Origin of the sequence: Enterobacter sp. RHBSTW-00593, assembly GCF_013784105.1 — a bacterium.
GTDB classification, from domain to species: Bacteria; Pseudomonadota; Gammaproteobacteria; order Enterobacterales; family Enterobacteriaceae; genus Enterobacter; species Enterobacter ludwigii.
Genome location: NZ_CP056393.1, coordinates 2,642,036 through 2,667,493 on the forward strand (window position 1 = coordinate 2,642,036; position 25,458 = coordinate 2,667,493).

At 51.9% G+C, this 25,458-nt stretch carries 32 protein-coding genes; 13 read left to right on the forward strand and 19 right to left on the reverse strand.

What is annotated here, in order from left to right:
* Positions 1-105: 105 nt before the first annotated feature.
* A complete protein-coding gene (locus HV242_RS12505) occupies positions 106-1,005 on the reverse strand; it encodes a LysR family transcriptional regulator (protein WP_050736908.1) in 900 nt (299 codons plus the stop codon).
* 161 nt (positions 1,006-1,166) lie between these two features.
* Between HV242_RS12505 and attM the strand changes: the two genes are divergently transcribed.
* Positions 1,167-1,958 carry an AttM family quorum-quenching N-acyl homoserine lactonase gene (gene attM / locus HV242_RS12510; protein ID WP_050736909.1) on the forward strand — a complete coding sequence of 264 codons (792 nt, stop codon included), beginning with the start codon at positions 1,167-1,169 and terminating at the stop codon, positions 1,956-1,958.
* Positions 1,959-2,045: 87 nt separating this feature from the next.
* On the opposite strand, the gene HV242_RS12515 is transcribed toward attM, so the two are convergent.
* The 4 genes from HV242_RS12515 to HV242_RS12530 form a co-directional block, all read right to left on the reverse strand.
* Positions 2,046-3,065 (reverse strand): NADP-dependent oxidoreductase, encoded by a 1,020-nt coding sequence (locus HV242_RS12515; protein ID WP_050736910.1) that lies wholly within the window; start codon positions 3,063-3,065, stop codon positions 2,046-2,048.
* Positions 3,062-3,472: a hypothetical protein gene (locus HV242_RS12520; protein ID WP_032680854.1), complete on the reverse strand. Its 411-nt coding sequence runs from the start codon at positions 3,470-3,472 to the stop codon at positions 3,062-3,064. Before HV242_RS12520 ends, HV242_RS12515 begins: the two co-directional genes overlap by 4 nt.
* Before the next feature lie 4 nt (positions 3,473-3,476).
* Positions 3,477-4,295 (reverse strand): oxidoreductase, encoded by an 819-nt coding sequence (locus HV242_RS12525; protein WP_032680853.1) that lies wholly within the window; start codon positions 4,293-4,295, stop codon positions 3,477-3,479.
* 98 nt (positions 4,296-4,393) lie between these two features.
* On the reverse strand, positions 4,394-5,173 hold the full coding sequence (locus tag HV242_RS12530; RefSeq protein WP_032680852.1) for an SDR family NAD(P)-dependent oxidoreductase: 780 nt from the start codon (positions 5,171-5,173) through the stop codon (positions 4,394-4,396).
* 240 nt (positions 5,174-5,413) lie between these two features.
* Between HV242_RS12530 and HV242_RS12535 the strand changes: the two genes are divergently transcribed.
* The 4 genes from HV242_RS12535 to uspF all read left to right on the forward strand — a co-directional run bounded on the left by HV242_RS12535 (position 5,414) and on the right by uspF (position 8,156).
* Positions 5,414-5,962: a TetR/AcrR family transcriptional regulator gene (locus HV242_RS12535; protein WP_032681991.1), complete on the forward strand. Its 549-nt coding sequence runs from the start codon at positions 5,414-5,416 to the stop codon at positions 5,960-5,962.
* A 177-nt stretch (positions 5,963-6,139) separates the two neighbouring features.
* Positions 6,140-7,351, forward strand: a complete 1,212-nt coding sequence (yedE, locus tag HV242_RS12540; protein ID WP_032680851.1) for a selenium metabolism membrane protein YedE/FdhT — start codon at positions 6,140-6,142, stop codon at positions 7,349-7,351.
* Positions 7,348-7,581, forward strand: a complete 234-nt coding sequence (yedF, locus tag HV242_RS12545) for a sulfurtransferase-like selenium metabolism protein YedF (RefSeq protein WP_014170428.1) — start codon at positions 7,348-7,350, stop codon at positions 7,579-7,581. Before yedE ends, yedF begins: the two co-directional genes overlap by 4 nt.
* 140 nt (positions 7,582-7,721) lie before the next feature.
* Complete coding sequence (gene uspF / locus HV242_RS12550; protein WP_014170429.1) at positions 7,722-8,156, forward strand: universal stress protein UspF; 435 nt, start codon at positions 7,722-7,724, stop codon at positions 8,154-8,156.
* A 29-nt stretch (positions 8,157-8,185) separates the two neighbouring features.
* Here the strand turns inward: uspF and HV242_RS12555 are convergent, their stop codons facing one another.
* Positions 8,186-8,524, reverse strand: coding sequence for an energy transducer TonB (locus HV242_RS12555; RefSeq protein ID WP_080471939.1), 339 nt, complete (start codon positions 8,522-8,524; stop codon positions 8,186-8,188).
* A gap of 123 nt (positions 8,525-8,647) precedes the next feature.
* Between HV242_RS12555 and HV242_RS24410 the strand changes: the two genes are divergently transcribed.
* Complete coding sequence (locus tag HV242_RS24410; RefSeq protein ID WP_306461581.1) at positions 8,648-8,854, forward strand: hypothetical protein; 207 nt, start codon at positions 8,648-8,650, stop codon at positions 8,852-8,854.
* A 216-nt stretch (positions 8,855-9,070) separates the two neighbouring features.
* Here the strand turns inward: HV242_RS24410 and ompW are convergent, their stop codons facing one another.
* A complete protein-coding gene (gene ompW, locus HV242_RS12565; RefSeq protein ID WP_014170432.1) occupies positions 9,071-9,703 on the reverse strand; it encodes an outer membrane protein OmpW in 633 nt (210 codons plus the stop codon).
* Between the two features lie 282 nt (positions 9,704-9,985).
* On the opposite strand from ompW, the gene HV242_RS12570 reads away from it, so the two are divergent.
* From HV242_RS12570 to yciA, 4 genes are all read left to right on the forward strand, one after another.
* Complete coding sequence (locus tag HV242_RS12570; protein WP_032680849.1) at positions 9,986-10,390, forward strand: YkgJ family cysteine cluster protein; 405 nt, start codon at positions 9,986-9,988, stop codon at positions 10,388-10,390.
* Positions 10,391-10,415: 25 nt separating this feature from the next.
* Complete coding sequence (locus HV242_RS12575; RefSeq protein ID WP_020882388.1) at positions 10,416-11,159, forward strand: YciC family protein; 744 nt, start codon at positions 10,416-10,418, stop codon at positions 11,157-11,159.
* Positions 11,160-11,211: 52 nt separating this feature from the next.
* Entirely contained in the window at positions 11,212-11,751 is a 540-nt protein-coding gene (locus HV242_RS12580; RefSeq protein ID WP_020882387.1) for a septation protein A, read from the forward strand.
* A gap of 104 nt (positions 11,752-11,855) precedes the next feature.
* Positions 11,856-12,251 carry an acyl-CoA thioester hydrolase YciA gene (yciA, locus tag HV242_RS12585; RefSeq protein WP_014170435.1) on the forward strand — a complete coding sequence of 132 codons (396 nt, stop codon included), beginning with the start codon at positions 11,856-11,858 and terminating at the stop codon, positions 12,249-12,251.
* A gap of 37 nt (positions 12,252-12,288) precedes the next feature.
* On the opposite strand, the gene tonB is transcribed toward yciA, so the two are convergent.
* The gene (gene tonB, locus HV242_RS12590; protein ID WP_025203933.1) at positions 12,289-13,011 is read right to left on the reverse strand and encodes a TonB system transport protein TonB; all 723 of its coding nucleotides are present in this window, start codon (positions 13,009-13,011) and stop codon (positions 12,289-12,291) included.
* Between the two features lie 221 nt (positions 13,012-13,232).
* On the opposite strand from tonB, the gene HV242_RS12595 reads away from it, so the two are divergent.
* Positions 13,233-13,529: a YciI family protein gene (locus HV242_RS12595; protein WP_014170437.1), complete on the forward strand. Its 297-nt coding sequence runs from the start codon at positions 13,233-13,235 to the stop codon at positions 13,527-13,529.
* 35 nt (positions 13,530-13,564) lie between these two features.
* Here HV242_RS12595 and leuE read toward each other — a convergent pair whose 3' ends face one another.
* The 4 genes from leuE to HV242_RS12610 form a co-directional block, all read right to left on the reverse strand.
* Positions 13,565-14,200: a leucine efflux protein LeuE gene (gene leuE, locus HV242_RS12600; protein ID WP_020882385.1), complete on the reverse strand. Its 636-nt coding sequence runs from the start codon at positions 14,198-14,200 to the stop codon at positions 13,565-13,567.
* A gap of 67 nt (positions 14,201-14,267) precedes the next feature.
* Complete coding sequence (locus tag HV242_RS12605; RefSeq protein WP_044857496.1) at positions 14,268-14,678, reverse strand: Exc2 family lipoprotein; 411 nt, start codon at positions 14,676-14,678, stop codon at positions 14,268-14,270.
* A 12-nt stretch (positions 14,679-14,690) separates the two neighbouring features.
* Positions 14,691-14,819: a KPN_01571 family protein gene (locus tag HV242_RS24505; RefSeq protein ID WP_014170440.1), complete on the reverse strand. Its 129-nt coding sequence runs from the start codon at positions 14,817-14,819 to the stop codon at positions 14,691-14,693.
* 116 nt (positions 14,820-14,935) lie between these two features.
* Positions 14,936-15,109: a YciY family protein gene (locus HV242_RS12610; RefSeq protein WP_086463573.1), complete on the reverse strand. Its 174-nt coding sequence runs from the start codon at positions 15,107-15,109 to the stop codon at positions 14,936-14,938.
* Positions 15,110-15,253: 144 nt separating this feature from the next.
* Here HV242_RS12610 and cls point away from each other — a divergent pair, with 144 nt between their 5' ends.
* Complete coding sequence (gene cls, locus HV242_RS12615; RefSeq protein ID WP_014170441.1) at positions 15,254-16,714, forward strand: cardiolipin synthase; 1,461 nt, start codon at positions 15,254-15,256, stop codon at positions 16,712-16,714.
* Positions 16,715-16,747: 33 nt separating this feature from the next.
* Entirely contained in the window at positions 16,748-17,077 is a 330-nt protein-coding gene (locus HV242_RS12620) for an HI1450 family dsDNA-mimic protein (protein WP_006810881.1), read from the forward strand.
* Positions 17,078-17,108: 31 nt separating this feature from the next.
* On the opposite strand, the gene HV242_RS12625 is transcribed toward HV242_RS12620, so the two are convergent.
* From HV242_RS12625 to HV242_RS12655, 7 genes are all read right to left on the reverse strand, one after another.
* Positions 17,109-17,978: an ion transporter gene (locus tag HV242_RS12625; RefSeq protein WP_032678336.1), complete on the reverse strand. Its 870-nt coding sequence runs from the start codon at positions 17,976-17,978 to the stop codon at positions 17,109-17,111.
* A 14-nt stretch (positions 17,979-17,992) separates the two neighbouring features.
* Positions 17,993-18,997: a murein tripeptide/oligopeptide ABC transporter ATP-binding protein OppF gene (oppF, locus tag HV242_RS12630; RefSeq protein ID WP_014170444.1), complete on the reverse strand. Its 1,005-nt coding sequence runs from the start codon at positions 18,995-18,997 to the stop codon at positions 17,993-17,995.
* A complete protein-coding gene (gene oppD, locus HV242_RS12635; protein ID WP_014170445.1) occupies positions 18,994-20,007 on the reverse strand; it encodes an ABC transporter ATP-binding protein in 1,014 nt (337 codons plus the stop codon). The genes oppF and oppD overlap by 4 nt, the downstream gene beginning before the upstream one ends.
* A gap of 11 nt (positions 20,008-20,018) precedes the next feature.
* A complete protein-coding gene (gene oppC / locus HV242_RS12640) occupies positions 20,019-20,927 on the reverse strand; it encodes an oligopeptide ABC transporter permease OppC (RefSeq protein ID WP_014170446.1) in 909 nt (302 codons plus the stop codon).
* 14 nt (positions 20,928-20,941) lie between these two features.
* Complete coding sequence (gene oppB, locus HV242_RS12645; protein ID WP_014170447.1) at positions 20,942-21,862, reverse strand: oligopeptide ABC transporter permease OppB; 921 nt, start codon at positions 21,860-21,862, stop codon at positions 20,942-20,944.
* An 83-nt stretch (positions 21,863-21,945) separates the two neighbouring features.
* Positions 21,946-23,577 (reverse strand): oligopeptide ABC transporter substrate-binding protein OppA, encoded by a 1,632-nt coding sequence (oppA, locus tag HV242_RS12650; RefSeq protein ID WP_020882381.1) that lies wholly within the window; start codon positions 23,575-23,577, stop codon positions 21,946-21,948.
* A gap of 772 nt (positions 23,578-24,349) precedes the next feature.
* On the reverse strand, positions 24,350-24,997 hold the full coding sequence (locus HV242_RS12655) for a YchE family NAAT transporter (RefSeq protein ID WP_014170449.1): 648 nt from the start codon (positions 24,995-24,997) through the stop codon (positions 24,350-24,352).
* Positions 24,998-25,458 lie beyond the last annotated feature (461 nt).

Genomic DNA, 25,458 nt, shown 5'->3' on the forward strand with positions numbered 1-25,458 from the left:
ATGACGCATGCTCGACTGGGCAAGCCATTAACCGGGGTGTACCTCAGGCAGGCAAGAAATTTTGTTCAACCGTTTATTTAACAGCCTCATATTCGAGTTTGAGAACTATGGCTGCCCTTTTGTTACCGAGCGCGTAAGGCTTGTGCGAAGTTCGTTTTCAAGGAAAGCGACACATGCTCGTGTTTCAGCGGAGATGATATTAGCCGGGGGATAAAGTAGATATGCAGGGAATGAAGGAACAAGGTAGTCGGGTAACACAGGTACGAGATGCCCGTCGGCAATCTCCTGTCGGCAAACCGGAGACTGCACTACCCCGATTGCCTTTCCTGCCAGAAGCACAGTACGTAACGGCCGCCAGTGGCTGGAAGTGAATGTTATTCTCACAGGGACGGTGAGTAACGCGTTGTCAGGCGCGATCAGCGTCACATGGTTATTCATAAACAGGCCCGAAACACGAGCAAACGCATGTCGGGCGAGCTCACCCGGTGTACGGGGCATATCATAACGCTGCAAATATTCGGGAGAGGCCACCAGCAACCGCTCAATTTTCCCCAACGGGCGGACAACATAATATCCTTCCCCCGCCTCACCAAGACGTAGCGAGATATCCACACCTTCGGTGACCGGGTCCGTCACTCTGTCACTGAGCACCAGATCTATGTTTATGCCCGGATAGGCCAATTGCAGTTTAAGCAGGGCGGGCATAAGTAACTCTTCCCCGGCACCATAGGGTGCGGCAATGCGCAGGGTTCCACTAATTGCTTCACCATTATCCACGATTGCCAGCGCATGGTCAGCCGCTGCAACGGCGCTTTTGCTCCGTTCATAGAACAGCGTCCCGCTATTCGTGAGAGACATTCGGCGCGTGTGACGTCGCAGCAGGCGGGTATTAAGATGAGCTTCCAGACGCTCTATCCTTTCACTGACCGCCGGCTGTCCGATGCCGAGATCGCGCGCAGCGGCAGACATGCTTCCGCGCTCAACCACCCGAATGAAAATACGCATTGCCGTAAGTAAATCCATTCACCGATTATATTGGTAAAACCGATAAATGAAAGTGGTCCCGCCCCTCTACTGCCAGGCCCTTCTGTTAATGAAAATCTGTGCGTCCACGGCTGGTGTAGCTATGGCGTACAGAACATTTCATTTTTTACGGGAAAAGAAGCATGTCAGATATCAGGCTTTATATGTTCCAGTCGGGCTATCAGCGTTGTAAATATCACGATATCAGGATGAATCAGGGTGAAGGCTCCGACTACATTATACCTGTCCCCTGGTTTTTACTGACGCATCCGCAGGGGAATGTTGTTATTGACGGTGGTCTTGCGGTGGAAGGGCTGAAGGATCCCCGCGCCTACTGGGGACCGACTGTTGACCAGTATCAACCCATCATGGATACAAACCAGGGCTGTAGAAGACAACTGGCGAAGCTCGGAATAAGGCCAGAATCGGTGCGTTATGTTTTACTCTCCCACCTCCACTCTGACCATACCGGCGCGATTGGCCGCTTTCCTGAAGCCACTCATCTTGTGCAACGTGCTGAGTACGACTATGCCTTTTCACCGGACTGGTTTACCGCCGGGGCCTACTGTCGGAAAGATTTTCATCGCGAAGGTCTCATATGGCAGTTTCTGGCAGGAGATGCCGATGACGGTTTTGATCTGTATCGCGACGGCGTTCTGAAAATCATTTACACGCCAGGCCACTCCCCGGGTCATCAATCTTTTGTCGTCTCCCTGCCGAGTGGAAAATCGTTCACCCTGGCGATAGATGCTGCCTATACGCTTGACCATTTTCAGGATAAAGCCCTGCCTGGCTTGATGACATCGGCCAGTGAGGTGGCACGATCGGTGGCAAAACTAAGAGTGGTTACCCAGATGCATAATGCGGAAATTATTCCCGGGCACGATCCTGATATCTGGCCGCATTATGCGATGAAGACGGAAGGCTATAACTGATACGAACGGTGATAGTGACTATACCTCTTCCCTGAGGCGATAACTCTGGTCATTTATGCTTAGCGCAAAGGCAAGCCTTCGTTGCTATCACTCATGAATTTTAACCACCACTTTCCCCTTTGCATGCCCGCGAGCCAGATAGGTGAAGGCGTCGCCAGTTTCGGCAAAGGGGAAAACGTTGTCGATAACGGGCTTGATGCGTTGAGCGTCCATGAGTTCAGCGATTTGGCTAAGCTGGCTGCCATCAGGGCGGACAAAGAGAAACGAATAGGTTAATCCTCGTTTTTTTGACAGTCGCATGATTTTGCGGCTCAACAGTCCTAATACAAAACGCAGGAAAACATTGAGGTGTCTTTCCCGTGCGAAAGCCGTATCTAACGGCCCGATCAGGGAAACTATCTTCCCTCCCGGTTTAAGGATTTGGGTGGATTTCTCAATCGCGTCACCTCTGATAGTCCCGAGGACAATATCGTAGCCGCTCAGCACTTTTTCGAATTCCTGCTTTTTATAGTCAACCACCTCATCTGCACCAAGGCGGCTCACCCAGTCAATGTTGGCGGTGCTGGTTGTCGTCCCTACCGTTGCGCCAAGGTGTTTTGCCAGTTGGATAGCAAAACTGCCAATTCCACCGGAGCCGGCCGGGATAAATACTTTCTGCCCCGCTCGCAGCTTCGCGCGTTCCGTCAGCGCTTGCCAGGAGGTGAGACCGACCATCGGAAGCGACGCTGCCTGTACGAAATCCAGAGTGGCGGGTTTTAACGCTGCAAGGTTTTCTGGCACCCGCACAAATTCAGCAAGCGAACCCGTTCCCCTGTCAAAAATACTGGCAAACACCTCATCGCCTGCTTTGAAACGCGTCACGCGACGTCCTGTGGCAACGACAACGCCGGACACGTCACTGCCCAACGTCGCGGGGAGACTGAAATGCAGAACACGTTTGAACATGCCGGTCGGGATCATGTTATCGATCGGGTTCAGACCTACTGCATACACTTTGACCAGAATTTCATCATCACCAGGGGAGGGAAAATCGACGTCGTCGAATCCCAGTTCAGGGGATTTACCATAGCGTTTGAACGTAAATGCTTTCATCGTCTTCTTATTCATTTGTCTTTTACTCTGCCGGGTTTGCCGGTGGCGTGTTTCTTACCAACGCTGTTGCTGAGTAAAAAAGCGATACCCAGGAATAGCTCGATAAATACTGCAATAACGATCTGCCCATTAACGTGTCCTGCATACCACTCAACAACGCCGGACACGGCTAAAATCAAACATAACGTACCGATCCCTGCTGCCAGGGCATAGCGGGCCAGCGAGGGCTCTGCGTGCCTGGCGAATAAACACATCACCCCCAGGCCCGCGTACAGGGCGGCAGAGCGATGGCCGAGCACATCAGTTCCCGGTGTTGGCGTGATTCCCCACTGCGTTAACAGCAGTTGCGGGCAGAACATCCATATCGCCGCCAGGATGAAAAACAACCCGGCAGTCAGAATAGCCAGTTGAGAAAATTTCATATTCTTATTCTTTCGCGTCGAGCTGAAGACTGTTGCGTACCACCTTGTCCAGAAGTGAAGCAGGCGCAAAGCGGCGAATGAAATTCAGTTTCCCCGCCAGCGTGCCCGCCGTATAACGCACCTTAGGCCGTAAAGCCTGGGCAGCCTTTACCACCACATCAGCCACCACTTCCGGACGTTCCGCCTCGTCCATTGCCTTGCTGACGACGTTGTTCAGCTTAGCCCGGAGCGGTTCATATTCTTCTAGCTTCGCGTCAGGTTCTATATTGTTTACGTCGAACTGTGTCTTTGTATAGGCCGGCTCGATCACGGAAACCCTGATACCCTGTGTGCGCAGTTCATGGTCCAGCGCGCCCGTATACCCTTCAACCGCATGCTTACTGGCTGCATACAGTGCCACGTAAGGTAGCGGGACAATCCCTAATATCGAACCAATGTTGATGATGCGCCCACTGCCCTGACGGCGCATGTGCGGGATCACTGCCCGCGTCATTCTGACCAGGCCAAGAAAGTTGGTGTCGAAAATACGCCTGGCCTGATCAATCGAACTTTCTTCCGCGGCCGCAGGAGCAACCCCAAAGCCCGCATTATTCACCAGCAAATCTATCCGCCCTTCCAGGTGCAGTAACGCCTCAATGGCGGCGCTCACGGACGCATCGTCCGTCACATCAAGCGTTAATAACGCAAAGGGATGTGTGCCTGCCTGCACAGCGCGCCGGCTGGTGCCATAGACCGTATACCCCGCGGCCAGCAGTTTTTTAGCCGACGCCTCACCGATCCCCGAAGAAGCTCCGGTCACCAGTGCTACACGTTTTTTTGTCATTCTCACTACGCTCTCTTGATGGAGTCCTGCTCACCCTGCAGCGCAACAACACGCTGCAGGGAAACAACGCGGCATAGGGTTATGCCGAATCCCCGTGGCTACACTGTGTACCGTTCTGCCGCTTTAGCCTGATTGATATCCGCCAGCAGAGCCTGACGCGCCGTCTCCAGGTCATCCCAGTGGGCAGCATTTTGTAAAGGAGGGATGGTGACGAGTTCGCGACGATCAAAGCCGGCCAGGGCTGCGTCAACTAACTGACCCACTTCCATCATCTCGGGCGCCTTACTGATATCAATACCTGCACGTTCCCAGATTTCGGTGTAAGTGCCAGCCGGAAGTACCACCTGGACGTAAACGCCCGCGGAGGACAGCTCAAGATGCAATCCCTGCGACAGGAAAAGCACAAAGGCTTTGGTTGCACCGTAAACCGTCATGGCAAATTCCGGGGCGAGCCCAACGACGGAGCTGATATTGACGATTGCGCCTTCTCCGGTTTTGACAAACCGTGGCGCCGCGGCACGAGCAAGCCTCGTCAGCGCAGTGACGTTCAGGGCGATAAGACGCTCAATTGCCTCAGGCGTCTGGCCGGCAAAATTGCCCGACTGTGCCATGCCCGCGTTGTTAATCAGCACCCCTATTTTTTCGTCTTCACGAAGACGAGCTTCCACCGTCGCTAAATCCGCTGCCTGAGTGAGGTCGGCTGGCAGAACATCAACAGAAACGCCCTTCTCCTGTCGCAGACGCTCGGCGAGCGCGTCTAATTTTGTTTTATCGCGGGCAACCAGAACCAGGTCATGTCCACGGCTCGCAAATCTTTGCGCATAAACAGCACCAATACCCGTCGATGCACCTGTAATGAGAACTGAAGTTTTCGTCATATGTGATCTTCTTTATTAAATGTTGAACAGAATCTGCACTGTTCGATGCAGGTAAATCCGGGGATATGTCCGGCTCTCTTTGCTGATCTCAGTCAGACTGACGGAGCGCGCATACCTCTGCGAAGCGCCGTCGGGAACATGGATTTAATGATGATGATCATAATCTATAAAGTCAACTGGTTTGATTATGATCATCATCAATGTATAATTGAGCCTTGTTTTGTATGGGGGCGGGAAAGCATGAAAGTGTCAAAAGAGCAGGTTCGGGAAAACCGGATGCGCATTGTTGAAACGGCATCAGAACTTTTTCGTGAGCGCGGCTATGACGGCGTGGGCGTGGCGGAGCTGATGTCTGCGGCGGGTTTAACCCACGGCGGGTTTTATAAGCACTTTGGTTCAAAGGCTGACCTGATGTCAGAAGCCATGAACTGTGGTTTTGTACACGCCGCGGAAAACCTGGCGGGTGTGGACCGAGAAAAATTCATTGAATATTACCTCTCCCGACAGCATCGCGATGATATGGCCAGGGGTTGTGTGATGTCAGCCCTGGGCACCGACACCGCCCGTCAGTCCGAGTCCATCAAAGAGACATTTGCAGCCGGGGTTGAACGTCAGCTGGCAATGTTAAGTGACGAAAATGTCTCACGTGCTGACCTGATAGACACCTTTGCACATCTTGTCGGGGCTCTGGTGTTGTCCCGTGCCTGCCCGGATAATTCTGCGCTCGCTGACGAAATTCTGGATGTCTGCCGCTCGCGTATTCTGCGTGAGGAGCCGCGAAAAGAGTGAATATTTTGCAGCCGGGTGAGTGATTGCCAGGAGATATCAGGAAGATTTGATGACGGAGGTCATAAAAAAGGTAGGTATTTTTGAGAAAAGTTTTGGAGAGGTTTTGGAGAAAGAAAAAAAGTTATATATTCCAGCCCGTTAAATCCAAATATACCTTCTGAGTTCAGAGGCTTACTCATGTCATGGCAATACTTCAAACAGACTTACCTGGTTAAGTTCTGGTCACCTGTACCCGCGGTTATCGCAGCGGGGATCCTGTCTACTTACTACTTCGGCATTACCGGTACGTTCTGGGCTGTAACCGGCGAGTTTACCCGTTGGGGTGGACAGCTGCTGCAGCTTGCGGGCGTGCATGCTGAAGAGTGGGGTTACTTTAAGCTCATTCATCTGGAAGGCACTCCGCTGACCCGCATCGACGGGATGATGATCATCGGCATGTTCGGCGGCTGTTTTGCCGCCGCGCTGTGGGCAAACAACGTTAAGCTGAGAATGCCAAAAAGTCGGATCCGTATCGTACAGGCGGTCATCGGCGGCATGATTGCCGGTTTCGGTGCGCGCCTGGCGATGGGCTGTAACCTTGCCGCCTTCTTTACCGGTATCCCACAGTTTTCGCTACATGCCTGGTTCTTTGCCGTCGCTACCGCCATCGGTTCTTACTTTGGCGCAAAATTTACCCTTTTGCCGCTATTCCGTATTCCCGTCAGGATGGTCAAGGTCAGCGCCGCATCGCCGCTGACGCAAAAACCGGCTCAGGCACACCGTCGTTTCCGCCTGGGGATGCTGGTCTTTTTCGCCATGGTGGCATGGGCACTGTGTACAGCGCTCAATCAACCTAAACTGGGTCTGGCAATGCTGTTTGGCGTGGGCTTTGGTTTGCTTATTGAACGCGCGCAGATCTGCTTTACTTCAGCGTTTCGCGATATGTGGATCACCGGGCGAACAATGATGGCAAAAGCGATTATTGCCGGAATGGCGGTGAGTGCTATCGGCATCTTCAGCTATGTTCAGTTAGGTGTTGAACCGAAAATCATGTGGGCTGGCCCGAATGCGGTGATTGGCGGCCTGCTGTTTGGCTTCGGGATTGTGCTGGCTGGCGGTTGTGAAACCGGCTGGATGTACCGCGCCGTTGAAGGTCAGGTGCATTACTGGTGGGTTGGTCTGGGGAACGTGCTCGGGTCAACTCTCCTCGCGTACTACTGGGATTCCCTTTCTCCTGTCCTCGCGACGAACTGGGATAAGGTCAACCTGCTCAGCACGTTCGGCCCACTCGGTGGCCTGTTGGTGACGTACGCCCTGCTGCTGGCCGCTTTTTTACTGGTGATTGCGCAGGAGAAACGATTCTTCCGCCGTGCCGCTGTCAAAAATGAAACGCAGGAGAATGCCGCATGAAAGAGATCGTGCCTGACTATCGTCTGGATATGGTGGGAGAACCCTGCCCTTATCCCGCTGTCGCTACGCTGGAAGCCCTGCCTCAGCTCAGGAAAGGGGAAATTCTGGAGGTGGTGAGCGACTGCCCGCAGTCTATCAACAATATTCCTCTGGATGCTAAAAACCACGGTTACACCGTGCTGGACATTCAACAGGATGGGCCAACCATTCGTTATTTGATACAGAAATAATCCCGCCACAGACGCTCCTTAACCGGGGCGTCTCCTGCCCCAAAAATCCGCCTTACGTCCCACTTTGGCGGTAAATACAGTCCCCTGTTCTCCCTCGGAACTACACTTAAAGTGGATAAAAAACAAACAGGAGGTGTGGCATGTTTGCGTCAATTCTCGTTCCTGTCGATATTTCAGAGCGTCGCCTGACCGAACAGGTGATTCCCTATGTTCAGGCGAACGCAGCAATCAGTAACGGCAAAGTGCATTTTCTGACTGTCGTTCCTTCTTTCCCCTACTATTCCTCTCTTGGTCTGGCCTATTCCGTTGAGATGCCAAAACTGGAAGAAATGCAGCAGGAGGCGCTGGCGAAATTGAATGAGATCGTTACGCAGTTCAATTTACCGGCCGACCGCATTCAGACCCACGCCATTTCTGGCACGCCTAAAGATCAGATCCTGAAACTGGCTGAGAGTATCAATGCAGACCTGATAATTATTGCGTCTCATCGACCTGATATTTCGACCTATCTGTTAGGCTCTAACGCTGCGGTCGTCGTGCGCCACGCAAAATGCCCGGTGCTGGTGGTGCGTTAGCGTGCCTGCGAGGAAAGATAAGCCCCGGACTATCGGGGCTTATTTACTGTGAAAGTGACCGTTTCTGTTTGACGGCTTTTATTCGGTGATAAACACCATATTTGCACGGCACGCACCGTTTCGCGTTCAAACACCCCTTCAGGCTGTGCAGAGACAATACGTATATCGTGTGGATGACCATCGTCGCCCACAGAAAAAGAGACAACAACGTTACCCTCAATGCCCAGCGCCTGTGCCTTTACGGGCATGGCAGGGAAAGGCTTATTCGTTATTCCATTGCACGGTTTCTGCGCCGGTTCAGGTTGCATGGGCTGTTGATGGCAGCCAGAAATGAGCGTAACCGCAGTCGCAATAATTATTCTTTTCAATATTATGTCCTGTAAAATTTAACATCTCGCTTTTCGAGAACAGTATATTGCGGCATCTGGCATTAATCTCCTCCCAACCCCGATAGCCTGCTTGCGGAATAACTTTCATAAATGGACTTTCTCGTGAATCAAATTCTTCCGTCAGTGTGTATTACTGCTGTGCTTGCCGGATGTGTTCCCCTTCCCCCTAAACGCTGTCACAAACAACGTGCCCCCGATGCCTGTACTTATAAGCATTCCGGTAAAGTCTCGGATAACAATATCCACGGGCTACAGGCCTGCGCCATTGAGCAATCACTGGACGCCGCACTGACCGATCCTCACGCATGAAGCGGTAAGCGGTGCAACCTGCACCTCGACTTAGGAATGGTGTGAATAGGTTATGGTCAGGCGTTGGCTGACGGGGCTAAACGGGCAGTATTTCCGCCGTTTACGGTTCAGCATGTATTTGATGAGATGAGTACAGCACGCTGGAATATGGAGGGGCAACCTTAATCGCCCCCCGAAGCAAGACTGGCCATAACCAGGCCAGTCTCAGGGGATAAATCAGAAACGATAACCCGCGGAGAACATAAACACCCACGGATCGAGGCGAGTGCTGATACTTTGCTGTTCACCGCCCGCTTTAAAGCGAACGTCGGTATCAATGTCCATGTACCAGACCGAGGCGTTAATTAACCAGTCACGGTTAATCAGATAATCCAGCCCCACCTGCCCCGCAACACCCCACGAGTCTTTCAGGCTGAGATCGGTAAGCCCGGCTTCTTTACCGGTATCGTTAAATTTCTCGTCGAAGAAGGTGGTGTAGTTCACCCCTGCGCCAATATACGGACGCACCTTACTGTTAGCATCACCAAAGTACCACTGCGCCATCAGTGTTGGCGGTAAATGGTGCACCGTCGCGATATCCCCGGTTGGCCCTAAACCGACGCGATGACGGAATGGCGTTGCTGCCAGAAGCTCAACACCAATGTTCTCCGTCGCCATATACGTAAAGGTCAAACCGAGCTGGGTATTGTTGCTGACGTTAAAACCGCCCATACCCAGAACGCTATCAGAGCCTTCTGTTGGACGCACCGTTGCCGAACCGGCACGAATAAAGAATTCACCTGCTTCATGCGCATACGCGCCGCCAGAGAGACTGCTTAATACAAGGGCTGCCACCGCTAATTTTTTCATATCCGCTCCATCGTTGTGGTTTTAGTCGCGGAGGAGAATATACTCACAAATGAGTAATAAGTGATCTGCTACAGATCACATTAAAACCAGTAAGTTAACATTCATTGATCTGGGTTAATTTTTGGTGACACACCGTAAAGCAATAAGTTGTCGTCAGATCAATTTCTGGCATTTCGGCGTTACAAAATTTTCTCTTTTCACCCTCTTGCTCTTCCTCTCGCGGCTGGATAATTTAGCGCTCTCACAAGTTGATTTGATGCGTTCTTCTTTTGCAGGTGTGCCATGAGTGATGTTAACCCGTGCATGACGTGCGGAGCCTGTTGTGCGTATTTTCGAGTCTCTTTCTACTGGGCCGAAGCCAGCGATGGCGGCGGTACCGTTCCGGTTCATCTCACTGAACCGTTAACGCCTTTTCTGCGCTGCATGAGCGGCACCAACCAAAAACCGTGCCGATGCGCTGCGCTTCAAGGTGAACCTGGGGTGTCCACCCGGTGCTCTATCTACGAGCACCGCCCCAGCCCGTGCCGGGAATTTTCCATGTCAGGTGAGGATGGGCAGGTCAATGAAGCCTGTAATCGTGCCCGTGCGCGCTTTGGATTACCGCCGCTTTACAAAGATATGCTTTTCCATACAAGCCTTGATGCTGCCACGACAGTGTTATCCGGTGTACAATTGCCGGCTAATTAACACCTGCAATACTCAAGGAGAGTGCATGTCTATCACGGCGAAGTCTGTCTACCGTGACACGGGAAACTTTTTCCGCAATCAGTTCTTAACCTTTTTATTGATCGCGTTGCTATGCGCCTTCATTACAGTGGTGCTTGGCCATGCGTTCTCGCCAAGTGACGAACAGATTGCCAGCCTGAGCCAGGGCGACAACCTTGCAGATAGCGTGGGGTTGTTTGAACTGGTACAAAACATGACGCCGGAGCAGCAACAAATCCTGCTGCGGGCTTCCGCTGCTTCGACATTCTCTGGTCTTATCGGCAATGCGATTCTGGCAGGTGGCGTTCTGCTGATGATTCAGCTGGTTTCCGCCGGTCAGCGCGTCAGCGCCCTGCGGGCGATTGGTGCCAGCGCGCCGGTATTACCGAAGCTGTTTATCCTCATCTTTTTAACCACCATGCTGGTGCAAATGGGGATTATGCTGGTCGTCGTGCCGGGTGTATTACTGGCTATCGTGCTCTCTTTCGCGCCGGTAATGGTCGTGCAGGATAAACTGGGGATCTTTACCGCGATGCGCAGCAGCATCCGGCTCGCCTGGGCAAATATACGCCTGGTGGCACCGGCTGTTATCGGCTGGCTGTTAGCGAAAACGCTCCTGCTGCTGTTTGCCCCGAATTTTGCGGTACTCACGCCAAATGTTGGCGCGGTGGTGGCAAATACGCTGAGCAACCTCATTTCAGCGGTACTGCTGGTCTATCTGTTCCGCCTGTATATGTTAATTCGTCAGTAATCCTGTGGCCGGAAACGTCAGCCCGGCCCTACACAGAAGATGGAATCACAGAATGAAGCAGTTTCTTGATTTTTTACCGCTCGTGGTCTTTTTCGCTTTCTACAAGCTGTATGACATTTATGCCGCCACGACTGCACTGATCGTGGCCACAGCGGTTGTGCTGATCTATAGCTGGGTTCGCTACCGTAAAGTTGAAAAAATGGCGCTGGTGACCTTCGTCCTGGTCGCGGTGTTTGGTGGACTCACTCTGTTCTTCCACAACGATGAATTCATCAAATGGAAAGTCACGGTGATTTACGCTCTGTTTGCGGGTGCGTTACTGATTAGCCAGTGGGTGATGAAGAAGCCGCTGATCCAGCGCATGCTGGGCAAAGAGCTGACGCTGCCTCAGGAAGTGTGGTCCCGACTGAATATCGCCTGGGCGATCTTCTTTATTCTCTGTGGTCTTGCCAATATCTATATTGCTTTCTGGCTGCCGCAGAATATCTGGGTCAACTTCAAGGTCTTTGGCCTGACGGCTCTGACGCTCATCTTCACGCTGTTAAGTGGCGTTTATATCTATCGCCACATGCCACAGGACGACCAGCACTGATCGTTCACCGACCAGAACGTGTGCAGCAGGCGTTCTGGTCTATTCTCTCCAGCCTGAAATCATAGTAGCATCCCGCCTGAAGTCTTCAGTTACGAGTTAAAACAATGACAACAAATAACGCCCCTCAGGGCGAACTGGTTTTACGCACACTGGCAATGCCCGCTGACACCAATGCCAATGGCGATATTTTTGGCGGCTGGCTGATGTCGCAAATGGATATGGGCGGCGCTATTCTGGCAAAAGAGATTGCACATGGCCGGGTAGTGACGGTGAGAGTGGATGGCATGACCTTCCTGCGCCCGGTTGCAGTGGGTGATGTGGTTTGCTGCTACGCGCGTTGCGTAAAACGTGGCAATACCTCCATCTCCATTAACATCGAAGTGTGGGTGAAAAAGGTCTCGTCCGAACCCATTGGACAGCGTTATAAAGCGACAGAAGCGCTGTTTATTTATGTGGCCGTGGACAACGAAGGTAAACCCCGACCGCTTCCTCAGGCCTGATTGCCCGGTAAAAAAAGCCTCCTTGCGGAGGCTTTTTTTATTCCATCTGTGCCCCGCCATTCAGGCGGAATACAATATTCACGATCAGTCCGTTGCCCGGTTTACCGGCTTCATAACGCCATCTGCGCATCGCCGTTTTCACTTCTCTCTCGAACATATTAGACGGCTGCGCGGACAGTATTTCCACGTTCTCAACACGCCCTTCCGGCGTAACATCGAATTTCACCCGTACACGGCCCTCAATACGTAATGCCTGAGCACGAGCCGGATACTGCGGCTGATTACGGCTGACCGCACGCGGTCCCGCAGGTGCGGTGACTGTCGGTTTGGCTGTCGTCGTGGTGTTATTCATCACCGGACGCGAAGGTGCTGCGTTTTCTACCGTCTGCGTGGCGCGGGGTTCAACCGGACGCGTTTCGCGTTTTGGACGTTCTTCTACCTTCTTCACCGGTTTTGGCTTCGGCTTAGGTTTCGGCTTCGGCTCGGGTTTGTGGATCACCACCGGAGCTTCTTTTGGCGGTTCCGGCACAGGTTCAGGTTCGGGTTCCGGTTCGGCGACGGGCTGTGGCGGCGGAGGCGCAACCTGCGGCGGTTCGAGATCCGCTGGCGAGACCATCGTCACAGAAATAGGCTGTGCGGGCGCTGGCATTTCAACAACCTGATGAACCGAGGTATAAAGCAAACCCGCCACAACAGCACCGTGAATAACGACAGAAAGCAGCGTCGGCCAGGGAAAGCGGCGAGGTAAATCAAGGGTCATCGAAGTCATAATCATCAACGTTAAAAAACCGAACACTGATTTTAAATGCAAATAGCAATCATATTCAATAAGACACTTTGTCCTGGCGCAATTTAAGCGCAAGAGAGGCCAAAAAAGGCGCATTCAGATCAGGGTTTTAACATTGTTTTTATCTTTACATTGCAGTCAGTTGCCCTTTCACATAACGTTACTGACACTTTTAATGGTTAAGGAGCTTCACCGTGCTTTACGTGATTTACTCTGAAGATGTCGCTGATTCCCTCGAAAAACGCCAGTCCGTTCGCCCTGCCCATCTGGCGCGTTTACAACTGCTCCAGGATGAAGGTCGATTACTGACCGCGGGTCCAATGCCTGCGGTAGACAGCAATGACCCTGGCGCTGCCGGTTTCGCGGGCTCCACGGTGATCGCCGAGTTTGAATCCCTGGAAGCAGCTCAGGCCTGGGCTGATGCAGACCCGTACGTTGCCGCAGGTGTCTATGCGAAGGTGACGGTTCGCCCGTACAAGAAAGTGTTTTGATACAAAAGTGGCTCCGAAAGGAGCCACTCATCTCTTCAGTGCAGTGACGCTAAGCGCGCCGCAAATCCGACAAACAGCAGCCCAATCAGCCCGTTCCCCAGCTTTGCCAGTTTCTTTTTGGTTTTCAGATAACGCGTGACAAACGCACCAGAGAAGATCAGGAAGCTCATATACATAAAGCTAATCAGCTCCAGCGTGGTCGCGAGGATCAGGAAAGACGTGCCCGTGTTTTTCGCATTCACATCGATGAACTGCACAAAGAACGAGACATAGAACAAAATAGCCTTCGGATTCGTCAGGCTCAGCACCAGCGAGCGTTTCATGATCATGCTCGCAGGCTCGGTTCCGCTCTCATGGGTATTCTTCTGACGGGTGATGACTGACCAGAGCATTTTGCCGCCGAGCCACAGGAGATAGAAAGCGCCAAGGTAGCGCACAATATTAAACAGAACCGGGGTCGTCTGGATTAATGCTGCGACGCCCGCCCAAGCCAGAAACATCAGCACTGCATCGCCGATAAATACGCCAGTGGCGGCGAGATACCCTTTTTTAACACCGTGCCCAATACCGGTTTTCAGTACAAACAATGTGTTCGGTCCAGGCACCAGCACGATAAAAAATGCCCCTACAACATAGGTCCAGAAATTAAGTACACCAAACTCCGCAAACACCTCTCCCTCCTTTTGCTAAAAAACGACGGGAATACCGCTGCAAAAACGATATCCCCAAAATCAGACGCTATTGTACGCCGTTATAGCCATCAAGATAAGTCGCAGCCAGTTCGTTACCAAATAAAACGGCGTCCTTCTCTTCCATTTGAGACGTCCATTTATCCGCGGTATTACCGTCGAAAGCATGCTCCGTTTTCGCCTGTTTCTTCAGTTGATCGCGAATGCTTTGGGCGTACTGGTTTGCCTCAGACAGTGTGCGTCCTGCAGCGCGATCGGTTTTCCCCTGCTCATACAGCTCACGGAACTGAGGGACATTCAGACGATAATTTTGCGATACACTTGATGTAAAATTGCCGCCAGTAAAATTGGTTTTATGCGACACGAAATAATAAGCATGCCTTTCCGGTGACGTTTTACTGCTGGCACAACCGCTCAACACGGCAATCCCAAGAAGGGCAGCAACCACTTTTCCGTTCATCTCTTTTCCTTTTTAGTTTATCCAGTGCGATATCCCGCTGAGCAGTAAATTAATCAACGCGGATAATGACGATAATCCTGCGTTTTCCCTGATCGCATCCAGCGCAAGCAGCACAATAAATACCCAGAGATAAGGATTCATCTTTGAAATGCATAAGATTAAGAGGGCGGAGTATATCGCGGAATGAATCGGGGGAGAGACTGCGAAAAATGATAGCCTGAAAATCAGTGGGCACCTTAACGGTGCCCTGATGGTTCTCAGATAACCTGTGTAGCGAACAGCAACGCGTTACGGTGTCTGGTCATTCCACATTTTCTGATGGCGTGTATACGCATATTGCGGCGGGATTGTGCTTCCAGCCAACGAGCCTTGCGACGACTCACCTGTCGCAACATGCGCCAGCGCCCTACTTCTGTTCTACTGCGCTTCATGTTTACAACTCTTTCTCTAACAGAATCCCCATTATAAACCCAACTCCGCAGCAAACCAGCGCTTTTAACTGGCGTTTTTATTTGCCAGATGATTCCTGATGCGTACACTCATAACAATACGCTTTCAAAAGGATTTTTTTACCTATGACAACCTTCTACACCGTGGTGAGTTGGCTGGTCATTCTGGGATACTGGCTGTTAATCGCGGGTGTGACTTTGCGCATCCTGATGAAGCGCAGAGCCGTACCCTCTGCCATGGCCTGGCTGCTGATAATCTACATCCTGCCGCTGGTGGGAATTATTGCCTATCTCTCTTTCGGTGAGCTTCATCTGGGTAAACGCCGTGCCGAGCGTGCCCGCGCCATGTGGCCTTCAACCGCCAAATGGCTCAACGATCTCAAAGCCTGCAAACATATCTTTGCCGAGGAGAACAGCAGTGTTGCCTCCTCGCTGTTTAAACTGTGCGAACTCCGTCAGGGTATTGGCGGCGTTAAGGGCAACCAGCTCCAGTTGCTGACCTCCTCGGATGACGTCATGCAGGCCCTCATCCGCGATATTCAACTGGCTCGCCATAATATCGAGATGGTGTTCTATATCTGGCAGCCTGGCGGCATGGCCGATCAGGTTGCTGAATCGCTGATGGCCGCTGCGCGTCGGGGCATTCATTGCCGCCTGTTGCTGGACTCCGCTGGCAGCGTCGCCTTCTTCCGTAGCCCCTGGGCGGGCATGATGCGTAATGCCGGTATTGAAGTGGTTGAGGCGCTGAAGGTCAATCTCTTGCGTGTGTTTCTGCGCCGGATGGACCTTCGCCAGCACCGTAAAATGATCATGATCGACAACTATATTGCCTATACCGGCAGCATGAACATGGTTGACCCGCGGTTCTTCAAGCAGGACTCGGGTGTCGGGCAGTGGGTAGACCTGATGGCGAGAATGGAGGGGCCCATTGCCACCTCGATGGGTATCGTTTATTCCTGCGACTGGGAGATAGAAACCGGGAAACGTATCCTGCCGCCGCCACCGGATGGCAATATCATGCCGTTTGAAGAGGCCAGCGGGCACACCATCCATACTATCGCTTCCGGACCGGGCTTCCCGGAGGACCTGATCCATCAGGCGTTGCTGACAGCCACTTACGCAGCGCGTGAATATTTGATCATGACCACCCCCTACTTTGTTCCCAGCGATGACCTGCTGCACGCCATCTGTACCGCGGCACAGCGCGGTGTCGATGTGAGTATCATCTTGCCACGCAAAAATGACTCGCTTCTGGTGGGCTGGGCCAGCCGGGCATTCTTCAGTGAACTGCTGGCTGCGGGGGTGAAAATCTACCAGTTTGAAGGCGGATTACTCCACACCAAGAGCGTGCTTGTCGACGGCGAGTTAAGTCTGGTGGGTACGGTTAACCTGGATATGCGCAGTCTGTGGCTGAACTTTGAAATCACACTGGTGATCGATGATGCCGGCTTTGGCGGCGATCTGGCCGCGGTCCAGGATGATTATATCTCCCGCTCGCGACTGCTGGATGCCAGACTGTGGGTTAAACGCCCGCTGTGGCAGAGAATTACCGAACGACTGTTTTACTTCTTTAGTCCGTTGCTGTAAAACGTGCCCAACGATGTTAAACAGGTAGTCATCATGGAAATGGATCTGAACAATCGCCTGACCGAAGACGAAACGCTCGAACAGGCCTATGACATTTTTCTCGAACTGGCGGTTGATAACCTCGATCCCGCAGACGTGATCCTCTTTAATCTCCAGTTTGAAGAGCGCGGGGGCGCCGAGTTGTTCGACCCTTCTGAAGACTGGGCTGAACATGTGGATTTCGACCTTAATCCTGACTTCTTTGCCGAAGTGGTGATTGGCCTGGCCGATGAAGATGGCGGTGAAATTAACGACATCTTCGCCCGCGTCCTGCTGTGTCGCGAGAAAGACCACAAGCTGTGTCATATTCTCTGGCGCGAATAATAAAAAAGGCTGCGATTGCAGCCTTTTTTATTTAATCCGGTAACTCACTTCCGCACTGATTACAAAACCGCGCGCTGTGTTCATGTTCACCCTGGTGACATTTCGGGCATTTTCGTTGCGCCTTACGGTTCTGAAAGGCGCTGCTCATGTGCGTAGTAATGAGCCCTGTCGGGACCGCAATCACCGAATAACCAATCAGAATCAGTACCGAGGCGACAATACGTCCCAGCGGAGTGTGAGGGGCTATATCACCATAGCCAACGGTTGTGACGGTCACAATCGCCCAATAAACAGAAGCATTCAGCGTTGAGAAGCCATTCTTCGGCCCTTCTATCAAATACATCAGCGCGCCGAATATCACCATGACGATGGCAATAAATGAATAAAACAGGATCAGCTGATGCCGCGCGCTGACGATGGCACTCCAAAATATCCGCAATGACGGCATAAACCGCAGCAGTTTAAGAATGCGTAACACCCGAATAACGCGCATCGCTCGCCAGGCAAAAACATAGCTCAGACTGATTTCTGGCCATAGCCACATGACATAGAGCGGCAGGATCGTGGCTAAATCAATAAATCCCCAGAAGCTGAAGACATATTTGGCCGGGTCAGGCCAACAGAATACCCGCAGGAAATATTCAGCGGTAAAGACCAGCGTAATGACCAGCTCCAGCCAGACAAAAAGATGCCATTCTTCCAGCGTCAGGTGATACTGCGTTCCGACGCCCGATTCGATAAAAATGATCACCACGCTGAGCAGCGCAAACAGGGCGCAGAGGGCTTCAAAACGCCGCCCGGTTACCGTTTCAGGATCGAATAAAAGATGATAGAGCCGCCGACGGACGGAGGTGAATAATCGCGACACATTAACCTCGCAAATAATAAGGGCTGACATCATGTCAGCCCTTGCGATTATAACGGGTCTACTTTCAGGCAGGAAACCGCATGTCGGAAACTGCCCTCCAGAACCGGACGTGTTTTTGCACATTCCGGCCCGGCCATCGGGCATCGCGTACGGAATACACAACCGGACGGCGGGTTAATCGGGGACGGTAATTCACCTTCCAGAAGCTGGATGGTTTTATTTTTTTCCAGATCCGGATCGGGAATCGGTACCGCAGACATCAGTGCCCGGGTATATGGGTGCAGTGGGTTATGGTACACCTCATCGTAAGTCCCTAATTCCACCGCATGACCCAGATACATCACCAGTACGCGGTCAGAAATGTGTTTCACCACCGCGAGGTCATGCGCAATGAAGATCAGCGACAGTCCCATTTCACGCTGCAGTTTCTGCAGCAGGTTAACCACCTGCGCCTGAATAGAGACGTCCAGCGCCGAGACGGGCTCGTCACAGATAATCAGCTTCGGCTCAAGGATCAAGGCGCGGGCGATACCGATACGCTGGCACTGACCACCGGAGAATTCGTGCGGGTAACGATTGACGAGGTTAGGCAACAAGCCCACTTTCATCATCATTGCCTTCACACGGTCGCGTACTTCCTGACGCGGCATCTTCGGATGATAGGTCCGCAGTGGCTCAGCAATGATCTCCCCGATGGTCATACGCGGGTTCAATGAGGCCAGCGGATCCTGGAAAATCATCTGGATGTCGCTACGCACATCGCGCCACTCGTCTGGCTTCATGCCCAGCAGATCTTTACCCAGCCAGGCAACTTTGCCGTCGGTGGCTTTCACGAGGCCTATGATGGCACGCGCAAACGTGGATTTACCGCAACCGGACTCACCCACCACACCCAGAGTTTCCCCTTCATACAGACGAAGCGTTACGCCATCGACCGCTTTCAGGGTTTTCGGCGGCTGCCAGAACCACTGTTTTCCGTCTTTAATGTCGAAATGCACCTTAAGGTCAGCAATTTCGAGCAGGACATTTCTTTTTTCATCTAATGCGTTCATACCAGATCCTCCTGCGGCTTAAAGCAGGCGCGCAGTCGGCCTGGTGCAAACTCTTCCAGCGGCGGCGCGGTATTGCAGATTTCCATCGCGTGCGGGCAGCGTGGCTGGAACGGACAGCCTTTCGGCAGACGCAGCAGGTTTGGCGGGTTGCCAGGGATGGTCAGCAAGGATTCCCCTTCTGCATCGAGGCGCGGCACCGCATTCAGCAGACCAATGGAGTAAGGGTGTGCAGGCTGGTAGAACACGTCGCGCGCCTTACCATATTCCATGGTGCGACCGGCATACATCACCAGTACCTTGTCGCAGATACCGGCCACTACGCCCAGATCGTGAGTGATCATGATAATCGCGGTGTTGAACTCACGCTTAAGCTCATTCAGCAACGTCATGATCTGTGCCTGGACGGTCACATCAAGCGCGGTGGTCGGTTCATCGGCAATCAGCAGTTTTGGCCGGCACATCAGCGCCATCGCAATCATGACACGCTGACGCATACCGCCGGAGAACTCATGCGGGAACATGCGCATGCGCTTGCGCGCTTCCGGCATTTTCACCGCGTCGAGCATTTTGACGGACTCCTCAAAGGCTTCCGCTTTGCCCAGGCCTTTGTGCAGCATCAGTACTTCCATCAGCTGCTCGCCGACACGCATATACGGGTTCAGCGAGGTCATCGGGTCCTGGAATATCATCGAAATCTGCTCAGCGCGCAGCTTGTTCAGCTCGTATTCCGGCAGGTTGAGGATCTCACGCCCGTTGAATTTGGCGGAACCGCCAATGACACCGTTAGACGCCAGCAGCCCCATCAACGCAAAGGCAGTTTGGGATTTACCGGAACCCGACTCGCCCACGATCCCCAGCGTTTCACCCGCACGCAGGTTGAAGTTGAGATCGTTCACGGCGGTCACATCGCCATCCGGCGTTTTAAAGGTCACGCGGAGGTCTTTTACGTCCAGCAGAAGGTTACCCTGCTGTTGCGCCTGTGGCGCAGTGGCCGTTTCAATAATCGTCATGACGGCGCTCCTTAACGGTCTTTCGGGTCGAGGGCATCACGCAGGCCATCGCCGATAAAGTTGAAACAAAACAGGGTGACGACCAGGAAGCCCGCCGGGTACAGAAGCAACCACGGTGAGACTTCCATTGAGTTTGCACCATCACTCAGAAGCGCGCCCCAGCTGCTTAGTGGCTCTTGTGTACCCAGACCCAGGAAGCTCAGGAAAGATTCAAACAGGATCATGCTTGGTACCAGCAGCGAGGCATATACCACCACCACGCCGAGCACGTTAGGAACGATATGGCGAACCACAATATTACCGGTGGAGACACCGCCCACCTGCGCCGCTTCGATAAACTCTTTACGCTTAAGACTCAGCGTCTGACCACGAACGATTCGCGCCATATCCAGCCAGGACACCATCCCGATTGCCACGAAGATCAACAGGATATTCTGGCCAAAGAAGGTCACCAGCAGGATAACGAAGAACATGAACGGGAAGGAGTTTAAGATTTCCAGCATACGCATCATGACGGAGTCCACTTTACCGCCAAGGTAGCCTGAGAGTGAGCCGTAAAGCGTACCCACGATCACCGCCACCAGGGCGGCAGCAATACCGACCATCAGCGAAATGCGGCCACCGATAGCGACACGCACCAGCAGGTCGCGCCCTGAGGAATCCGTACCAAAATAGTGCCCGGACGTCATATCGGGTGCGCTGGACATCATGCCCCAGTCGGTGTCGAAATAGGTAAATTGCGACAGAATCGGCGCCAGGGTGACAAACAGCGCGATGAGCACCAGAACAACCAGGCTGGCGACCGCGGCGCGGTTATGCATAAAGCGACGACGGGCGTCTTGCCAGAGGCTACGACCTTCTACTTCCAGTTTTTCACTGAAGTTTTCCAGCGCCTCGCTGTTTTTCTTACTCAACATCATGGCGTGCTCCAGTATCAGTAACGGATTTTCGGGTCGATAACGGCATATAGCACATCGACGATAGCGTTAAACAAAATGGTCAGTGCGCCGACAAGGATTGTCAGGCTCAGTACCAGTGAATAGTCGCGGTTCAGCGCGCCATTAACGAACAGCTGACCAATGCCCGGCAGACCGTAGATGGTTTCGATAACCATTGAGCCGGTGATGATCCCAACGAATGCCGGTCCCAGGTAGGAGAGCACGGGCAGGAGCGCAGGCTTGAGTGCATGGCGGAATATGATCCGGCGCATCGGCAGCCCTTTCGCACGTGCGGTGCGGATGAAGTTCGAGTGCAGGACTTCAATCATGGAACCGCGGGTGATACGCGCGATACTGGCGATATAGGCCAGGGAAAGTGCCACCATTGGCAAAATCATGAACTTCAGCGCCCCACCGTTCCAGCCGCCTCCGGGCAGCCATTTCAGCGTAATGGCAAATATCATCACCAGTAATGGCGCGACAACGAAGCTGGGTATAACCACCCCGGTCATCGCCACCCCCATTACGGTATAATCCCATTTGGTATTTTGTTTGAGCGCGGCAATAACGCCCGCGGTGACGCCGAGAACGACGGCAAGGATGAATGCCGCAGCACCCAGTTTCGCCGAGACAGGGAAGCTGGACGCCACCAGGTCGTTAACGGAATAGTCTTTGTATTTGAATGACGGCCCAAAATCACCGTGCGCCAGTTGCTTCAGATAGTTGAAGTACTGCGTGGAGATAGGATCGTTTAAGTGATACTTCGCTTCGATATTGGCCATCACTTCCGGTGGCAGCGTACGTTCACCGGTAAATGGACTTCCCGGCGCGAGACGCATCATAAAGAAGGAAATCGTAATTAGAATAAATAACGTTGGTATCGCTTCTAAGCAGCGACGCAGGATAAATTTCAACATTGCCCGTACCTTCTGGCGTGTGCCTGATGAATGTTACAAAGTAGACACAGTGGGGCAAGCCAGGCCTGCCCCACGTATTGCCATTAATGCTTGATAATATAAAGATTCTTAACGGAAATATTATCCAACGGGTCTTTACCGGTATAACCCCCTACCCACGGTTTCACCAAGCGGGCGTTAACGTAGTAATAGACCGGTACAATTGCAGAGTCTTTATCGAGCTGCTCTTCTGATTTCGCGTACAGATCAGCGCGCTGCGCATCGTCTGTGACTTTCAGCGTATCAGTAATGATCTTATCGAATGCCGGGCTCTTATAGTGCGCGGTGTTATTCGAACTGTCACTCAGCATGGTGTTCAGGAAGGATGTTGGTTCGTTATAGTCCGCACACCAGCCGGCACGAGCCACGTCGAACGTCCCCTGATGGCGGGTATCCAGGAAGGTTTTCCACTCCTGGTTTTCCAGCTTCACGTTCACGCCCAGGTTTTTCTTCCAGATAGACGCGACGGCGATAGCCAGTTTTTTATGCAGGTCAGACGTGTTGTACAGCAGGTTAAACGTCAGCGGCTTGTCAGCAGTATAACCGGCTTCAGCCAGCAGTTTTTTCGCTTCTTCGTTACGTTTTTCCTGTGACCACTTGAACCACTCAGGCTCAACCAGTTTCATACCGTCGGTATAAGGAGGGGTATAGCTGTATGCCGGCAAATCGCCCTGGTTTTTCACTTTGTTCACGATAATATCGCGATCCAGTGCCAGCTTCAGCGCTGTACGCACGCGCACATCAGTGAATGGTGCTTTCTGGTTGTTGATTTCGTAGTAGTAAGTGCAGAGATACGGATCAACATGCACTTCTTTCGGGATCTCTTTTTTCAGCTTCTGGAACAGTTCAATCGGCATGTTGTTATAGGTCATGTCGATTTCGCCGCTGCGGTAACGGTTAACGTCAGTAACTTCAGAAGAGATTGGCAGGTAGGTTACCTGATTAATGACGGTTTTCGCGTTATCCCAGTACTGCGGGTTACGCTCCAGAACCATACGTTCGTTGACCACCCAGTCTTTCAGTTTATAAGCACCGTTGGTCACGATATTGGCAGGCTGGGTCCATTTTTCACCAAATTTCTCCACCGCGGATTTTGGTACCGGGGAAACGGACGGGTGAACCAGTAATTTGTAGAAGTACGGAACAGGCTCGCTCAACGTCACTTCAAAGGTATTGGCATCAATCGCTTTCACACCCAGGTCGGTGACCGGTTTTTTACCGGCGATGATGTCATCAATATTGGCGATGTGGCCATATTGCAGGTAGCTCGCATACGGAGAGGCGGTGGTTGGATTCGCCAGACGCTGCCAGCTATACACGAAATCTTCGGCGGTAACCGGCGTACCGTCGGACCATTTCGCATCTTTACGCAGATGGAAGGTCCAGACTTTGAAATCTTTATTTTCCCATTTTTCCGCCACACCCGGTGCCGGGTGGCCGTCTACGTCGGTCACCAGCAAGCCTTCGAACAGGTCGCGGTTGACGTTAGACTCCGGAACACCTTCAATTTTGTGCGGGTCAAGAGACTGCACTTCCGCACCGTTGTTACGAACCAGCGTCTGTTTCTCAGCCAGTTGAACGCCTGCAGGAACGTCCGCAGCCATTGCAGCGTTGCCCGCGATTAGCGCAGTTAAAATCCCCGCCGCTACCAGATTTTTTTTTGTGATGATGGACATTGTGTTGGTACTCCACTCATTATAATTACTGGCCTTCGCCAGCTGTGTAATCCCCTGTTGGGGCCTGTACAGCGCAGGAGTTTTTTTTGCTGCTGTCAGGTTCTTCTTTTTACTTCTTGCTATCACCGACTTTTTTATTACTGACCGCTCGTATGGCCGTCTTGCGTCGATTCTTCACAGGTCTCCCCTGTCTGAGGCCTGTGCTGGATATCTGAGAAGAGGACTATATGAAAATAATTCTCATCTGCTTGTTTTATGCTGCAAAATATTAGGCCGGAAAGTATCAAATGGCGTAAACGCGCGCCAATACATTTTGCAAATTTGTTAAGCAATTCTCTTTTACGGTGAGTGCCGTATCTCGGGGGGCAGCCCTGCCTGACATCAAATACCGCATAAAAACATTGGTATTCAATATGATAGAGAAAACATTCTCTACAAGCGCGTCGCTGCGCTATCATCGAGTGGTTTTGTACAAAAATTTAACAACTGATTATTATTTAGCACATTCCTCTAGGGGAACGTTGAAATTACTAATATCATTTCGGTTATGACTCAGCAAGCCCCAGAGTATCATGTGAGTAAAATAACAGATCGATTGAAGGTTTTATGCGCAGAGAGGCACGCGGAAAATTGATAACTTATTGAAATATAAGAAAAGCGGATTATTAGTAGAATTTATTATGATATGTGAGCATTTCAACTTTAGTTATATGATTTGCTGATAATCACGTAAAAAAACGGAGCCTCAGGCCCCGTTCTTTCATTTGAAATATTAATGCAGTAAGCCGGGGAAAATGCTTTTAATACCGGTGACAATAAATTCGATGCCTAACGCCATCAACAACAACCCCATGATACGCGTAATAACGTTGATGCCCGTTTGCCCCAGCCAGCGCACCAGCCAGGGTGCCATGCGGAAAACACCCCAACAACACAGTGCGAAGATAGCGATGGCGACAGAAAAGCCAATCAGGTGCATCAGGCTATGGTAACGTGTCCCCCAGACAATGGTGGAACTGATCGCACCAGGCCCTGCCATTAAAGGCAACGCAAGCGGGACCACGCCGATACTTTCGCGAATGGCGGTTTCTGATTTCTCCTGTTTGTTCTGCTTATCCTCACCCAGCTTACCGCTGATCATCGACATGGCAATGGTCACCACCAGGATGCCACCCGCGATGCGGAAAGAATCAATTGAAATGCCGAACAGCTGGAGAATGGCATCACCCAGGAAAAGCGAGGTGAGCAAGATAATGGCCACTGACAGGTTAGCGGTGAGGTTGGTTTTGTTCCTGGCCGCCGCCGTCTGGTAACTGGTCATACTAATGAAGACAGGGATGATCCCTACCGGGTTGACCAGGGCAAACAGACCAATAAAAAATTTAAAATACGTTGGAAAATCAAAGAGCGTTTGGATCACGTTTTGCTCCGCCTATGCACATGCCCGGGACTGACACTTTGTCATGAAAAATCGCGCTGAAGATACGCTTTTTATGAGCATACTTCACCAGAAATCTGTGCCTAAACGTTATCCTTTCAGGATGTTAAACAGATGTAGAATCCGTGATAGCGTCGATTCCAATAGTTACTTAATTATTTAACACTGGAAATATCTACAATAAATAACCCTGCTGAAAGGTATCAGCTTGGGGAAAAATTGACGCAGATCATGATTTTCGTACTCAGAAGTGAGTAATCTTGATTACGCCCCCCAGGAAGGTCACCTGTCACAAAGGGATGATGTTAAGGTAAGGCTCTTTTAGTAAGTTAGCGCGCCAGAGCATAAAGTAACTCTTTGTTTTACTTTATCTAACGCAAGTCGTAGTGGCTCTGTCTATACTGTCAGACGTATCGAGCGCTGGTTTACTAAAAGAGTTTAAA